This window comes from Pseudomonas sp. PB106 (genome assembly GCF_009764645.1).
Classification (GTDB): Bacteria; Pseudomonadota; Gammaproteobacteria; order Pseudomonadales; family Pseudomonadaceae; genus Aquipseudomonas.
This window is the reverse complement of the sequence record NZ_RWIM01000013.1, coordinates 1-15,318: the sequence shown is the minus strand read 5'-3', so window position 1 is coordinate 15,318 and position 15,318 is coordinate 1. Positions and strand designations below refer to the sequence as shown.

Genomic DNA, 15,318 nt, shown 5'->3' with positions numbered 1-15,318 from the left:
GAAGGCTGCGATCTTTTGATCTTGATTGTAAAAAACAAGATCAAAAGATCGCAGCCTTCGGCAGCTCCTACATGGAGCGTGTTTGTACCTTCAGATCACGAACAGGTCGACGAAGCGGTTGACCGGGGTGGACTCCAGCCGGGTTTGATCCTTGCACAACGTGAAGATTTCGGCACAGCGCTGGCCGGTAAAACGCGTGGCCAGGTTGGCTTTGAACTTGTCCTCAAGCAGCGGAATGCCCTCGGCACGGCGGCGACGGTGACCGATCGGGTATTCCACCACGACATTGTCGGTGCTGCTGCCATCCTTGAAAAACACCTGTACGGCGTTGGCGATCGAGCGTTTGTCGGGCTCCAGGTATTCGCGGGTGAAACGCGGTTCTTCGACGATGACCATTTTCTCGCGCAGCACATCAATGATCGGATGCGCCTTGTGGAAATCATCTTCGTACTGCTCGGCAACCAGATTGCCGAAGGCCAGGGGCACGGCGGTCATGTACTGAATGCAGTGGTCACGGTCAGCCGCATTGGCCAGCGGCCCGACCTTGGAAATGATGCGAATCGCCGATTCGTGGGTGGTGATCACGATGCGGTCGATTTCATGCAGACGGTTGCGCACTTGCGGATGCAATGTCACCGCCGCTTCACAAGCTGTTTGCGCGTGGAACTCGGCGGGGAAGCTGATCTTGAACAGCACGTTTTCCATCACGTAACTACCGAATGACCGGGAGAAACTGAACGCGCGTTTGTCTTCCGGTTTCAACGCCAGATCGCTGTTGGTGTGGCTGAACAACACGTCATAGAAACCCCACTGCTTCGCGGTTAACACGCCGGGAATGCCCATCTCGCCACGCATCGCAATGTCAGCCAGCCGCACACCACGGCTCGACGCATCCCCCGCTGCCCAGGATTTTCGCGAGCCGGCGTTCGGCGCATGACGATAAGTGCGCAGGGCCTGGCCATCGGCAAACGCGTGGGACAACGCCGACAACAGTTGCTCGCGATTAGCGCCCATCAGTTTGGCGGTGACGGCGGTTGAGGCGACTTTCACCAGAATGACGTGATCGAGTCCTACACGATTGAAGGAGTTTTCCAGGGCTATCACGCCTTGAATCTCGTGGGCCATGATCATTGCTTCCAGCACATCGCGAATGGTCAGCGGCGCTTCACCGTTGGCCACGCGTTTTTGCGACAAGTGATCCGCCACCGCGAGAATGCCGCCGAGGTTGTCCGACGGATGCCCCCACTCGGCGGCGAGCCAGGTGTCGTTGTAGTCGAGCCAGCGGACGATGCAGCCGATGTCCCAGGCGGCTTTGACCGGGTCGAGGCGAAAAGACGTGCCGGGGACTCGTGCGCCAAACGGCACGACGGTGCCTTCGACCATCGGGCCAAGGTGCTTGGTGCACTCAGGGAAACGCAATGCCAGCAAGCCGCAGCCCAACGTGTCCATCAGGCAGTTGCGGGCGGTGTCGAGGGCTTCGGCAGATTCGGTTTTGAAGGTGAGGACGTAGTCGGCGATGTCCTGCAGGACACGGTCGTAGTCGGGGCGGTTGTTCAGGTCGACGTTGGCGCTCATGTTCGATTCACTCGTGAAGTGGTTCGTTGATGGGACCTCGGTTCAGGGCTAACGATTTCTTATTGTTAAAATGCAATCCCTGTAGGAGCTGCCGGAGGCTCGGGCCGCGATCGGACGATCTTTTGATTTTGTTTTTTAGATCAAAGTCAAAAGATCGCAGCCTTCGGCAGCTCCTACAGGGGTGGGTGTGGGGTCAGAAGGAGTCGCCAGGAACGCGCACGTAACCTTCCATCAGCACGCGGGCACTGCGACTCATGATGGCTTTTTTGACGATCCACTCGCCGTTTTCCAGGCTGGCTTCAGCGCCAACGCGCAATGTCCCGGACGGATGTCCGAAGCGCACGGCATTGCGTTCAACACCACCTGCAGCGCGGTTCACCAACGTGCCGGAAATAGCCGCCGCCGTACCAATCGCCACCGCCGCCGTGCCCATCATCGCGTGGTGCAACTTGCCCATCGACAAGGCGCGCACCAGCAAATCCACGTCACCGGCGCCAATTGCTTTGCCGCTGGACGCCACGTAATCCGCAGGCTTGGCGACAAACGCGACTTTCGGCGTGTGCTGCCGTTTCGCTGCTTCGTCGAGATGGGAAATCAGGCCCATGCGCAGCGCACCGTAAGCACGAATGGTCTCGAACATCTGCAGCGCTTGCGGATCGCTGTTGATCGCACCTTGCAGTTCGGTTCCGGTGTAACCGATGTCTGCGGCGTTGACGAAAATCGTCGGAATGCCAGCGTTGATCATAGTCGCCTTAAACGTGCCAACACCCGGCACTTCCAGCTCATCGATCAGGTTGCCGGTGGGAAACATCGAACCACCGCCGCCCTCTTCTTCCGCCGCTGGGTCCATGAATTCGACTTGCACTTCGGCCGCCGGAAAGGTCACGCCGTCGAGTTCGAAATCACCGGTCTCCTGCACTTCGCCGTTGGTGATCGGCACGTGAGCAATAATGGTTTTGCCGATGTTGGCCTGCCACACGCGAACCACGGCGACACCGTTGTGCGGAATGCGGCTGGCATCAACCAGACCGTTGCTGATGGCGAACGAACCGACCGCGGCCGAGAGGTTGCCGCAGTTGCCGCTCCAGTCCACGAACGGTTTGTCGATGGAGACCTGACCGAACAGGTAATCGACGTCGTGATCGGCCTTGAGGCTTTTCGACAGGATCACGGTTTTGCTGGTGCTCGACGTGGCGCCGCCCATGCCGTCGATCTGCTTGTCGTACGGGTCGGGGCTGCCGATGACGCGCAGCAGTAGAGCGTCGCGAACCGGACCGGCAACCTGCGCCGCTTCGGGGAGATCCTTGAGGCTGAAGAACACGCCTTTGCTGGTGCCGCCGCGCATGTAGGTGGCGGGGATTTTGATCTGTGGTGCGTGAGCCATGAGTGCTCCTTAAGCGCGAACACGGGCGGTATCGCCCGCGTGCACAAAACATGATTTAAACGGCAACCGCCGACTCTTCAAGGAAGTCCTGAGCGAAGCGCTGCAACACGCCGCCAGCCTCGTAGATCGACACTTCTTCAGCGGTATCCAGACGGCAAGTCACCGTCACGTCAACGCGCTCGCCGTTCTTGCGATGGATCACCAGCGTCAGGTCCGCACGCGGTTTGCGCTCGCCGATCACGTCGTAGGTTTCGCTGCCGTCGATGGCCAGCGTGTGCCGGTCAGTGCCCGGTTTGAACTCCAGCGGCAACACGCCCATGCCCACCAGGTTGGTGCGGTGAATGCGCTCGAAACCTTCGGCGGCAATCGCCTCGACACCGGCCAGGCGCACGCCTTTCGCCGCCCAGTCGCGGGACGAACCCTGACCGTAATCGGCGCCGGCAATGATGATCAGCGGCTGCTTGCGTTCCATGTAGGTTTCGATGGCTTCCCACATGCGCATGACCTTGCCTTCCGGCTCGACCCGCGCCAGCGAACCCTGTTTGACCTTGCCGTTTTCCACGACCATTTCATTGAACAGTTTCGGGTTGGCGAAGGTGGCGCGCTGTGCAGTCAAGTGGTCGCCACGGTGGGTGGCGTAAGAGTTGAAGTCCTCCTCCGGCAGGCCCATTTTCGCCAGGTATTCGCCAGCGGCGCTGTCGAGCATGATCGCGTTCGACGGCGACAGGTGATCGGTGGTGATGTTGTCCGGCAGCACCGCCAATGGGCGCATGCCCTTCAGCGGACGGGCGCCGGCCAGCGCGCCTTCCCAGTACGGCGGACGGCGGATGTAGGTGCTCATCTCGCGCCAGTCGTACAGCGGCGTGACCTTCGGGCCGGTGTCTTCGTGGACGGCGAACATCGGAATGTAGACCTGACGGAACTGCTCAGGCTTGACCGAAGACTTCACCACCGAGTCGATTTCCTCGTCGCTCGGCCAGATGTCTTTGAGGCGGATTTCCTTGCCGTCGACCATGCCCAACACGTCCTTCTCGATATCGAAACGGATGGTCCCGGCGATGGCGTAAGCGACCACAAGCGGCGGCGACGCGAGGAACGCTTGCTTGGCGTACGGATGGATGCGGCCGTCGAAGTTGCGGTTGCCCGAAAGCACGGCGGTGGCATACAGATCGCGGTCGATGATCTCTTGCTGGATCAGCGGATCAAGCGCGCCGGACATGCCGTTGCAAGTGGTGCAAGCGAACGCGACGACGCCGAAACCGAGCTGCTCCAGCTCAGTGGTCAGCCCCGCTTCGTCGAGGTACAGCGCGACGGTTTTCGAACCCGGCGCCAGCGAGGATTTCACCCACGGCTTGCGGGTCAGGCCGAGCTTGTTGGCGTTGCGCGCCAGCAGGCCGGCAGCGATGACGTTGCGCGGGTTGCTGGTATTGGTGCAACTGGTGATGGCGGCGATGATCACGGCACCGTCGGGCATTTGCCCCGGCACGTCATCCCACTGGCCGGAGATGCCTTTGGCCGCCAGATCCGACACCGCAACGCGGGCGTGCGGGTTGCTCGGGCCGGCCATGTTGCGCACCACCGAGGACAAGTCGAAGGTCAGGCCGCGCTCGTATTGCGCGCCTTTCAGACTGTCGGCCCACAGGCCGGTGAGCTTGGCGTATTGCTCGACGAGCTGCACTTGCTGGTCTTCACGACCAGTGAGTTTCAGGTAATCGATGGTCTGCTGGTCGATGTAGAACATCGCCGCGGTGGCGCCGTATTCCGGGGCCATGTTGGAGATGGTTGCGCGGTCGCCGAGGGTCAGCGCCGCCGCGCCTTCGCCGAAGAATTCCAGCCACGCGCCGACGACTTTCTGTTTACGCAGGTATTCGGTCAGCGCCAGCACCATGTCGGTGGCGGTGATGCCGGGTTGCAGCTTGCCGGTCAGTTCGACGCCGACGCTTTCCGGCAGACGCATCCACGACGCGCGACCAAGCATCACGCTTTCGGCTTCGAGGCCGCCAACACCGATGGCGATGACGCCCAGCGCATCGACATGCGGGGTGTGGCTGTCGGTGCCGACGCAGGTGTCGGGGAACGCGACGCCCTCGCGCACCTGAACCACCGGCGACATTTTCTCCAGATTGATCTGGTGCATGATGCCGTTGCCCGGCGGGATCACGTCGACGTTCTTGAAGGCCTTTTTCGTCCAGTTGATGAAGTGAAAACGGTCTTCGTTGCGACGGTCTTCGATGGCGCGGTTTTTCTCGAATGCCTGCGCGTCGAAACCACCGGCCTCAACAGCCAGCGAGTGGTCGACGATCAACTGCGTCGGCACCACCGGGTTGACCTGCGCCGGGTCGCCGCCCTGCAACGCAATCGCATCACGCAGGCCAGCGAGGTCGACCAGCGCGGTCTGGCCGAGAATGTCATGGCAGACCACACGCGCCGGGAACCACGGAAAGTCGAGATCGCGCTTACGCTCGATCAACTGCTTGAGGGAATCGGTGAGCGTGGCCGGGTCGCAGCGACGCACAAGGTTTTCCGCCAGCACGCGGGAGGTGTACGGCAGAGTGTGGTAACTGCCGGGCTGAATCGCCTCGACCGCCGCGCGGGCGTCGAAATAATCCAGAGGGCTGCCGGGCAGGGTTTTACGGAATTCTGTGTTCATCGGGTCGGACTCGGGTCACGGTAGTTTCAAAGGGTGGGCCGGGCACCGACCTCGAAACTCACACTCAACCCTGTGGGAGCTGGCTTGCCAGCGATAGCGGTGGGTCAGTCGACATCAATGTTGGATGTGACTCAGTCATCGCTGGCAAGCCAGCTTCCACAGGGCCTTCGGTGAATCTCGGATCAGCGGTTGGCACTCACCATTTCAGCGACGTTCGATTGGCACGAACTTGCGCTGTTCGACGCCGACATACTCGGCGCTTGGACGGATGATGCGGTTGTTGGCGCGCTGTTCGAACACATGCGCAGCCCAGCCAGTCAGGCGCGAGCAGACGAAGATCGGCGTGAACAGCTTGGTCGGAATGCCCATGAAGTGGTACGCCGAGGCATGGTAGAAATCGGCGTTGGGGAAGAGTTTTTTCTGCTCCCACATGGTCTTGTCGATGGCTTCGGAAACCGGGAACAACACCTTGTCACCGACTTCATCGGCAAGTTTTTTCGCCCAGCCCTTGATCACCTCGTTGCGCGGATCGCTGTCCTTATAGATCGCGTGGCCGAAGCCCATGATCTTGTCCTTGCGCTCAAGCATGCCGAGGGTGCCTTTGATCGCGTCCTCCGGCGACGAGAAGCGTTCGATCATTTCCATTGCCGCTTCGTTGGCGCCACCGTGCAACGGGCCGCGCAGCGAACCGATGGCCGCGGTGACGCAGGAATACAGATCGGACAGGGTCGAAGCGCAAACGCGGGCGGTGAAGGTCGAAGCGTTGAATTCGTGCTCGGCGTAGAGGATCAGCGAGACGTTCATCACTTTGACGTGCAGTTCGCTCGGCTTCTTGTCGTGCAGCAGGTGCAGGAAATGGCCGCCGAGGGTCGGCTCGTCGCTGACACAATTGATGCGTTTGCCGTCGTGGCTGAAGCGATACCAGTAGCACATGATCGCCGGGAACGCGGCGAGCAAGCGGTCAGTCTTGTCGCGCTGCTCGGAGAAATCTTTCTCCGGCTCGATATTGCCGAGGAACGAGCAACCGGTGCGCATCACGTCCATCGGGTGGGCGTCGGCGGGGATGCGTTCGAGCACTTCTTTCAGCGCTTGCGGCAGGTCGCGCAACTTGCTCAGCTTGCCTTGGTATTCGTCGAGTTGCGCTTGAGTCGGCAGCTCGCCGTAGAGCAGCAGGTACGCGACTTCTTCAAATTGCGCATCGGCGGCGAGTTCGCGCACGTCGTAGCCGCGATAGGTCAGCCCGGCACCGGCCTGGCCCACGGTGGACAGTGCGGTTTGCCCGGCAACCTGGCCACGGAGCCCGGCGCCACTGAGTACTTTTGCTTCGGCCATTTCTATCTCCAATCTTGAATTTGTTAGGGAGTGTGGCTAAGAGATCGCAGCCTCGTAGCACTCGTCAGCTCCTACAGGGATCTATGTAGGAGCTGCCGCAGGCGGCGATCTTTTGATCTTTATTTCTTCGCCGCAAACAACGCATCGAGCTTCTGCTCGAAGGTGTGGTAATCGATGCGATCGTAGAGCTCCATGCGAGTCTGCATGGTGTCGATGACATTCTGCTGCGTGCCGTCGCGGCGGATCGCGGTGTAGACGTTTTCCGCAGCCTTGTTCATCGCGCGGAACGCCGACAGCGGGTAGAGCACCAGCGACACGTCGGCGCCGGCCAGTTGCTCGGTGGTGTACAGCGGCGTCGAACCGAACTCGGTGATGTTGGCCAGAATCGGCGCTTTCACACGGTTGGCGAACAGCTTGTACATCTCCAGTTCGGTGATGGCTTCCGGGAAGATCATGTCGGCGCCGGCCTCGATGCACGCGGCAGCGCGATCGAGTGCCGATTCCAGACCTTCCACCGCCAGCGCATCGGTGCGCGCCATGATCACGAAGCTGTCATCGGTGCGCGCATCGACCGCAGCCTTGATGCGATCGACCATTTCCTGCTGACTGACGATCTCTTTATTAGGACGGTGGCCGCAGCGCTTGGCGCCGACCTGATCCTCAATGTGAATCGCCGCCGCGCCGAACTTGATCATCGACTTGACGGTACGCGCCACGTTGAACGCCGACGAACCGAAACCGGTGTCCACATCGACCAGCAGCGGCAGATCGCAGACATCGGTGATACGGCGCACGTCGGTGAGCACATCATCCAGACCGGTAATGCCCAGATCCGGCACGCCGAGAGAACCTGCGGCCACCCCGCCACCGGACAGGTAGATCGCCTTGAAACCGGCGCGTTTGGCCAGCAGCGCGTGGTTGGCGTTAATCGCGCCGACCACCTGCAATGGGTGCTCGCTGGCGACCGCATCGCGAAAACGCTGGCCTGGAGTGTTCGGTTTGGAACTCATGACTCACCTCGTTCAGTGGCTGTCTTATTGTGGGCGCCGTCCTGGTAATGACGGGCGATGTTGCGTTTCGAGGCGCCGATGTGGCGGCGCATCAACAATTCCGCGAGCTCGCCGTCACGGTCGGCGATGGCATCGAGAATCCGGTGGTGTTCGGCAAAGGCCTGACGCGGGCGGTTCGGCGTGGTGGAAAACTGGATGCGGTACATGCGCACCAGTTGATACAACTCGCCGCAGAGCATTTGGGTCAGCGTGCGGTTGCCGCTGCCCTGGATGATCCGGTAGTGGAAGTCGAAATCGCCTTCCTGTTGGTAATAACCCACGCCGGCCTGAAACGCCGCGTCACGCTCATGGGTTTCCAGCACCCGGCGCAGTTCGTCGATTTCTTCGACGCTCATGCGCTCGGCCGCCAGACGGCAGGCCATGCCTTCGAGGGATTCGCGGATTTCGTAGAGTTCGAGCAGTTCGGCATGGCTGAGTGAGACCACCCGCGCGCCGACATGCGGGACGCGCACCAGCAAACGCTGACCTTCGAGACGGTGGATCGCCTCACGCAACGGCCCGCGACTGATGCCGTAGGTGCGCGCCAGTTCCGGCTCGGAGATCTTGCTGCCGGGGGCGATCTCGCCCTTGACGATGGCCGCCTGAATGCGCCGGAAAACGTTTTCCGACAGCGTTTCGGAATCGTCGCCGTGGATGACCGGGGGATCGAGTTGATCCAACATGATTGTCGACACCTTTAAATCCAATGCGGCAAAAACTAGCTAATCAGACCGAATCAGTCAAAGGATAAATAGGTATTGTCGACAATCGTCTAATAACTTTAAAAGATCGCAGCCTTCGGCAGCTCCTACAGGGCGCACGTAAATCCAATGTAGGAGCTGCCGAAGGCTGTGATCTTTTGATCTTCCATAGACCGCCCCCAACGCTGGCGCCATAAACCCACCGTGCTAGAATGCCGCCCGCATTTGCTGGCCATTTGTACGGCTTGTCATAAAAAGCTGATAGGCACACGAAGGGCCTTGCGCAAGTTTTGCCAAGGACCTGAACCGAAAACGGAACGCTGCGCACCAGGATTTATGAGACTCAAGCCCTTCCCCACATTCTTTGCCCTGTTTTGCCTGCCCGGCCTTGCCGCCGCGGGGGAAAAAACCGTGTACGGCCTCAACGAATACGCTTCGCTTGACGGCATCAATCTGGAAGTCGCGGCCAAACTCGACACCGGCGCGAAAACCGCCTCGCTGAGTGCCCGCGACATCAAACGCTTTAAACGCAACGGCGAGTCCTGGGTACGTTTCTACCTGGCCATCGACGCCGCGCATTCGCACCCGATCGAACGGCCACTGGCCCGAGTCAGCAAGATCAAACGCCGTGCCGGCGACTACGACCCGGAAGAAGGCAAGAAGTACACCGCCCGTCCGGTGATCGAGCTGGATATCTGCATGGGCACAGCGCTGCGCAGCATCGAAGTGAACCTGACCGACCGAAGTGCGTTCCAATACCCGCTTTTGATTGGCTCCGAAGCGCTGAAACGCTTCGACGCGCTGGTCGACCCCAGTCTTAAATACGCTGCCGGCAAACCCGCCTGCACCATCGCCGCTCATACCGCCGAGTAATTTCCATGCGTTCTCTAACCTTCCACCTGAAAATCCTGATCACCATTCTGGTGCTGCTGGGCGTTTCGGTTACGGCCTATCAGATTTTCGTGCTCGGCATCCCGGTGACCGAAGATGCGACCGACGACTTGTGGAACATCGACGCCAAAGTCGAGTTCGTCGCCAGCACCAAGGATCCGGTGAAGATCCAGATGTTCGTGCCACCGTTGAGCCGCGACTACGTCAGCCTCAACGAAAGCTTTATCTCCAATAATTACGGCGTCGCCGTGAACCGCGTCGACGGCAACCGCAAGGTGACCTGGTCGGCCCGTCGCGCCAAGGGCAACCAGACCCTTTATTACCGTCTGGTGCTGACCAAGCGTTACACCGCGGAAAAAACCAAGATCAAAGGCCCGACCTTCCGCGACAGCATCGCCATCGAAGGCCCGGAAAAAATCGCCGCCGAAGCCCTGCTCGCGCCGATTCGCCAGCACTCGGCTGACGTCGAAACCTTTATCGGCGAGGCGATCAAACGCGTCAACAACCTCAACGATGACAACGTGAAACTGCTGCTGGCCGGCGATCCGTCGACCGCGCACAAAGCCAAGATCGTCGAACTGCTGCTGTCCATCGCCCACGTGCCGGTGGAAAAAGTCCACACCATCCGCCTCGTCGCCGATCAGCCGCAAATGCCCGAACTGTGGCTGCGCAGCTTCAACGGCAACGACTGGCTGTACTTCAACCCGGAAACCGGCGAGCAAGGCCTGCCGACCGACCGCCTGCTGTGGTGGACCGGCGATGAAAACCTGATCACCGTCGACGGCGGCAAGAAAGCCAACGTGACCTTCAGCCTGAACAACAGCGAGATGAACGCGATTCGTCTGGCCAAGCTGACCGACGAAAACACCGACGCCAACTTCCTCGAATACTCGCTGTACGGCTTGCCGCTGCAGACCCAGCAGACCTTCATGATCATGGTGATGATCCCGATCGGTGTGCTGGTGATTCTGATCCTGCGCAACCTGATCGGCCTGCAAACCCTCGGCACGTTTACCCCGGTGCTGATCGCCCTCGCCTTCCGCGAGACGCAACTGGGCTTCGGCATTCTGCTGTTTACCGTGATCACCGCGCTGGGCTTGTCCTTACGTTCTTATCTGGAACACCTGAAACTGCAAATGCTGCCGCGACTCTCGGTGGTGCTGACCTTTGTCGTGGTGTTGATCGCAGCGATCAGTCTGTTCAGCCATAAGCTCGGTCTGGAACGTGGTCTGTCGGTGGCGCTGTTCCCGATGGTGATTCTGACCATGACCATCGAACGCCTGTCGATCACCTGGGAAGAACGCGGTGCCAGCCATGCGATGAAAGTCGCGATTGGCACGCTGTTCGCAGCCTCGTTGGCGCACCTGATCATGACCGTACCGGAGTTGGTGTACTTCGTGTTTACCTTCCCGGCGATCCTGTTGATTCTGGTCGGTTTCATGCTGGCGATGGGTCGTTATCGCGGCTACCGCCTGACCGAACTGGTGCGCTTCAAGGCTTTCCTGAAGAAGGCTGACGCCTGATGTTCGGTTTCTGGAAGACCTGGAAGGCGCTGGAGGCGCGGGGCATCATGGGCATCAATCGGCGTAATGCCGACTACGTGCTCAAGTACAACAAGCGCAGCCTGTACCCGATCGTCGATGACAAGATCATCACCAAGGAACGCGCGATCGAGGCCGGCATTCACGTGCCGGAATTGTATGGCGTGATTTCCACCGAGAAGGAAATCGACAAGCTCGGCGAGATCATCGGCGGGCGCAGCGACTTCGTGATCAAACCGGCGCAGGGCGCTGGCGGTGACGGCATCATCGTCGTCGCCGACCGTTTCGAAGGCCGCTATCGCACGGTGTCGGGCAAGATCATTGCCCATGAAGAGCTTGAGCATCACATCTCCAGCATCCTCACTGGTTTGTACTCGCTGGGCGGCCACCGTGATCGGGCGCTGATCGAATATCGGGTAACGCCGGATCAGATCTTCAAAAGCATCAGCTACGAAGGCGTGCCGGACATCCGCATCATCGTGCTGATGGGTTATCCAGTGATGGCGATGCTGCGCTTGCCAACCCGGCAATCCGGCGGCAAAGCCAACCTGCACCAGGGCGCGATTGGCGTCGGCGTCGATCTGGCCACTGGCCTGACCCTGCGCGGCACCTGGCTGAACAACATCATCACCAAACACCCCGACACCACCAACGCGGTGGATGGCGTGCAACTGCCCTACTGGGACGGTTTCATGAAACTCGCCGCAGGCTGCTATGAGCTGTGCGGGTTGGGTTACATCGGTGTGGACATGGTGCTCGATCAGGAGAAAGGACCGCTGATTCTCGAGCTGAATGCGCGGCCGGGGCTGAATATCCAGATCGCCAATGACTGCGGGCTGACGTTGCGTACGCATGCGGTTGAGGCGAGGCTGGAAGAGCTGAAGGCGCGTGGGGTGACGGAAACGGTTGAGGAGCGGGTGGCGTTTACTCAGGAAATGTTTGGGCATATTCCTGCGGTCGAGGGCTGATCTCCCCCCGATGATCGTTCCCACGCTCTGCGTGGGAACGATCATTCACTCAGCCTGCCGCCAATCTGCCAATCCCCGACATCCCCTCTAGGAGCAATTCCCGCAGAGGACTACAATCCCCACCCCGCCTCGATGGCCGATCTGCCCCGCCCATGTTGACCTGTTCCGTACACCCGCTGCCCTACCGCGCCAATCCCGCCGACTACTTTGCGGCCATTCGCAATGCGCCTGGCGCCGTGCTGCTCGACAGTGGCCGGCCAAGTGCCGACCGTGGCCGTTATGACCTGCTCAGCGCTTGGCCGCTGGAACAACTGGCGGTGTTGCCCGACGAGAGTGGCGAGCATTTTCTGCAGCGCCTGCGCGACAATCTGAGTCGCCTGGGCGAGGCCGACTTGCCTGCCGGGTTCGAGCTGCCTTTTGCCGGCGGTTTGATCGGTTATCTGAGTTACGACTTCGGTCGACATCTCGAGAACCTGCCGAGCCAGGCACGCGATGATCTGCAATTGCCGGATGCGCGTTTTGGCTTGTACGAATGGGCGCTGATCAGCGATCACCAGACATTGACCAGCCAGTTGGTTTTTCACCCGTCGGTGATCGACAGCGAGCAACAACGGCTGATCGCGCTGTTCAGCCAGCCCCAGGCCGACGTGCTGACACCGTTCACACTGCACGCGCCGATGGCCGCTGACCTTTCGGCCGATGATTACCGTCAGGCCTTCGAACGCATTCAGCATTACATCCAGGCCGGCGATTGCTATCAGGTCAACTTCGCTCAGCGCTTCCGCGCGGCGTGTCAGGGCGATCCGTGGTTGGCGTATTGCGCGTTGCGCGAAGCCTGCCCGACACCGTTTTCCGGTTTCCAGAGCCTGCCCGAGGGGGGCGCGGTACTGAGTCTGTCGCCCGAGCGCTTCGTCAAAGTCAGCCAGCGTCAGGTGGAAACCCGCCCGATCAAAGGCACCCGCCCCCGTGGCCTCACGCCGGCAGAAGATGCCGCCAACGCTGCCGAATTACTGGCCAGCCCCAAGGATCGCGCGGAAAACCTGATGATCGTCGACCTGCTGCGCAACGACCTCGGGCGCACCTGCCGCATCGGTTCGGTGCGAGTGCCGGAGTTGTTCAGCCTGGAAAGTTATCCGAACGTGCATCACTTGGTCAGCAGCGTCACCGGTGAATTGGCGGATGATCGCGATGCATTGGACTTGATTGCCGGCAGCTTCCCCGGCGGCTCGATCACCGGCGCGCCGAAGATTCGTGCGATGCAGATCATCGACGAACTGGAGCCGACCCGGCGCGGGTTGTATTGCGGCTCGTTGCTGTACCTGGACGTGCGCGGCGAGATGGACAGCTCCATCGCGATCCGCAGTCTGTTGGTCAAGGATGGGCAGGTGTGCTGCTGGGGCGGTGGCGGGATTGTCGCGGATTCGGATTGGCAGGCGGAGTATCAGGAGTCGATTACCAAAGTCCGAATCCTCCTCGAAACCCTGCAAAACCTCTGATGAATGATCGTTCCCACGCTCTGCGTGGGAATGCAGCCCGGAACGCTCAGCGTCCAATCCAAAGCCGAACGCGGAGCGTCCGTTGAGGCATTCCCACGCGGAGCGTGGGAACGATCATGACAACTACAAACTCAACTCTCTGTTAGAAGCCTTGAGAAATTCCTGCTTCAACTCGGCGAACGTATGCACCGCCGGAAACTGCGGAAACTCGCGAATCACATTCTCCGGCGCATGGAACAGAATCCCCGCGTCCGCTTCGCCCAGCATCGTCGTGTCGTTATACGAATCCCCCGCCGCAATCACCCGGTAATACAGGCTCTTGAACGCCAGCACCGACTGGCGCTTCGGATCTTTCTGGCGCAACTGATAGCTAGTCACCCTGCCGGTTTCATCCGTGATCAGACGATGGCACAGCAAGGTCGGGAAGCCCAGTTGACGCATCAGCGGCTGCGAGAACTCGTAAAACGTGTCCGACAGAATCACCACCTGAAAGCGCTCGCGCAGCCAGTTGACGAACTCCACCGCGCCGTCCAGCGGCTTCAGTGTGGCGATGACTTCCTGAATGTCGGAGAGCTTCAAGCCGTGTTCATCGAGGATGCGCAAACGCTGCTTCATCAGCACGTCGTAATCGGGAATGTCCCGGGTGGTGGCCTTGAGGGAGTCAATTCCGGTTTTTTCGGCGAAGGCGATCCAGATTTCCGGCACCAACACCCCTTCAAGATCCAGGCAAGCAATTTCCACAAGACACTCCCGTTTGTATTGATTATTTGAGTCGAGCGAGGCCGAACTCTAGCGACTCGAATCCCGACGCGCAACGCACAGCGCGCCCCGAGCCCTGCAGCTTTTTGTTACCATCGGCCCCATATAGAGCGCCCAGCGCCACCGACCTGTAGGAAGCCGCCCTGATGAGCCCAACGTTCGACGTCGTGGAACTCGCCACGACCTATGCCAACAAATCCGCGCAAGACATCCTCAAACTCGCCTTTGCCGAGTTCGGCGATGATCTGTGGATATCTTTCAGCGGCGCCGAGGATGTGGTGCTGGTGGACATGGCCTGGAAGCTTAACAAGAACGTCAAAGTGTTCAGCCTCGACACCGGTCGCCTGCACCCGGAGACCTACCGGTTCATCGAGCAAGTGCGCGAGCACTACAAGATCGACATCGAAATCGTCTCGCCGGACTACACGAAACTGGAACCGTTCGTGAAGGAAAAAGGCCTGTTCAGTTTTTATAGGGACGGCCACGGCGAATGCTGTGGCATCCGCAAGATCGAGCCGCTGCGCCGCAAACTGTCCGACGTCAAAGCCTGGGCCACCGGTCAGCGCCGCGACCAGAGCCCGGGCACCCGCAGTGCCGTGGCGGCGATGGAAATCGATACTGCGTTCTCCACGCCGGAACGCACCCTGTACAAATTCAACCCGCTGGCGCAGATGACCAGCGAAGAGATCTGGGGTTACATCCGCATGCTCGAGCTGCCGTACAACAGCCTGCATGAGCGCGGCTTCATCAGCATCGGCTGCGAACCGTGCACCCGCCCGGTGCTGCCGAACCAGCACGAACGCGAAGGTCGTTGGTGGTGGGAAGAGGCGACGCAGAAAGAGTGTGGGCTGCACGCCGGTAACATCATCAGCAAAGCGTAACCACCAGCCACACCGCAGCCCCTTTGTAGGAGTGAGCCTGCTCGCGATAGCGGTGTATCCGTCGATGAATTTTCTGGCTGATACACCGCTA

12 protein-coding genes are annotated in these 15,318 nt (G+C 60.2%); 5 read left to right on the top strand and 7 right to left on the bottom strand.

Annotated elements, in window-relative coordinates:
- Positions 1-90: 90 nt before the first annotated feature.
- The 6 genes from prpD to EJA71_RS02220 form a co-directional block, all read right to left on the bottom strand.
- Positions 91-1,575 (bottom strand): 2-methylcitrate dehydratase, encoded by a 1,485-nt coding sequence (prpD, locus tag EJA71_RS02245; protein ID WP_158953930.1) that lies wholly within the window; start codon positions 1,573-1,575, stop codon positions 91-93.
- Between the two features lie 193 nt (positions 1,576-1,768).
- On the bottom strand, positions 1,769-2,959 hold the full coding sequence (prpF, locus tag EJA71_RS02240; protein ID WP_158953928.1) for a 2-methylaconitate cis-trans isomerase PrpF: 1,191 nt from the start codon (positions 2,957-2,959) through the stop codon (positions 1,769-1,771).
- A 55-nt stretch (positions 2,960-3,014) separates the two neighbouring features.
- On the bottom strand, positions 3,015-5,609 hold the full coding sequence (acnD, locus tag EJA71_RS02235) for a Fe/S-dependent 2-methylisocitrate dehydratase AcnD (RefSeq protein WP_158953926.1): 2,595 nt from the start codon (positions 5,607-5,609) through the stop codon (positions 3,015-3,017).
- Between the two features lie 204 nt (positions 5,610-5,813).
- Complete coding sequence (gene prpC, locus EJA71_RS02230) at positions 5,814-6,941, bottom strand: 2-methylcitrate synthase (protein ID WP_158953924.1); 1,128 nt, start codon at positions 6,939-6,941, stop codon at positions 5,814-5,816.
- Between the two features lie 119 nt (positions 6,942-7,060).
- On the bottom strand, positions 7,061-7,951 hold the full coding sequence (prpB, locus tag EJA71_RS02225; RefSeq protein WP_158953922.1) for a methylisocitrate lyase: 891 nt from the start codon (positions 7,949-7,951) through the stop codon (positions 7,061-7,063).
- Positions 7,948-8,670 carry a GntR family transcriptional regulator gene (locus EJA71_RS02220; protein WP_178113643.1) on the bottom strand — a complete coding sequence of 241 codons (723 nt, stop codon included), beginning with the start codon at positions 8,668-8,670 and terminating at the stop codon, positions 7,948-7,950. Before EJA71_RS02220 ends, prpB begins: the two co-directional genes overlap by 4 nt.
- A 357-nt stretch (positions 8,671-9,027) precedes the next feature.
- Between EJA71_RS02220 and EJA71_RS02215 the strand changes: the two genes are divergently transcribed.
- The 4 genes from EJA71_RS02215 (at position 9,028) to pabB (ending at position 13,587) form a co-directional block, all read left to right on the top strand.
- A complete protein-coding gene (locus EJA71_RS02215) occupies positions 9,028-9,564 on the top strand; it encodes an ATP-dependent zinc protease (protein ID WP_008081000.1) in 537 nt (178 codons plus the stop codon).
- Between the two features lie 5 nt (positions 9,565-9,569).
- Positions 9,570-11,105: an inactive transglutaminase family protein gene (locus tag EJA71_RS02210; protein ID WP_008080999.1), complete on the top strand. Its 1,536-nt coding sequence runs from the start codon at positions 9,570-9,572 to the stop codon at positions 11,103-11,105.
- Positions 11,105-12,091: an alpha-L-glutamate ligase-like protein gene (locus EJA71_RS02205; protein WP_122592589.1), complete on the top strand. Its 987-nt coding sequence runs from the start codon at positions 11,105-11,107 to the stop codon at positions 12,089-12,091. The genes EJA71_RS02210 and EJA71_RS02205 overlap by 1 nt, the downstream gene beginning before the upstream one ends.
- A 152-nt stretch (positions 12,092-12,243) precedes the next feature.
- Positions 12,244-13,587 carry an aminodeoxychorismate synthase component I gene (gene pabB, locus EJA71_RS02200; protein WP_158953918.1) on the top strand — a complete coding sequence of 448 codons (1,344 nt, stop codon included), beginning with the start codon at positions 12,244-12,246 and terminating at the stop codon, positions 13,585-13,587.
- Between the two features lie 123 nt (positions 13,588-13,710).
- Here pabB and thrH read toward each other — a convergent pair whose 3' ends face one another.
- Positions 13,711-14,328: a bifunctional phosphoserine phosphatase/homoserine phosphotransferase ThrH gene (thrH, locus tag EJA71_RS02195; protein ID WP_158953916.1), complete on the bottom strand. Its 618-nt coding sequence runs from the start codon at positions 14,326-14,328 to the stop codon at positions 13,711-13,713.
- A gap of 164 nt (positions 14,329-14,492) precedes the next feature.
- Between thrH and EJA71_RS02190 the strand changes: the two genes are divergently transcribed.
- The gene (locus EJA71_RS02190) at positions 14,493-15,227 is read left to right on the top strand and encodes a phosphoadenylyl-sulfate reductase (RefSeq protein WP_158953914.1); all 735 of its coding nucleotides are present in this window, start codon (positions 14,493-14,495) and stop codon (positions 15,225-15,227) included.
- Positions 15,228-15,318: the final 91 nt, after the last annotated feature.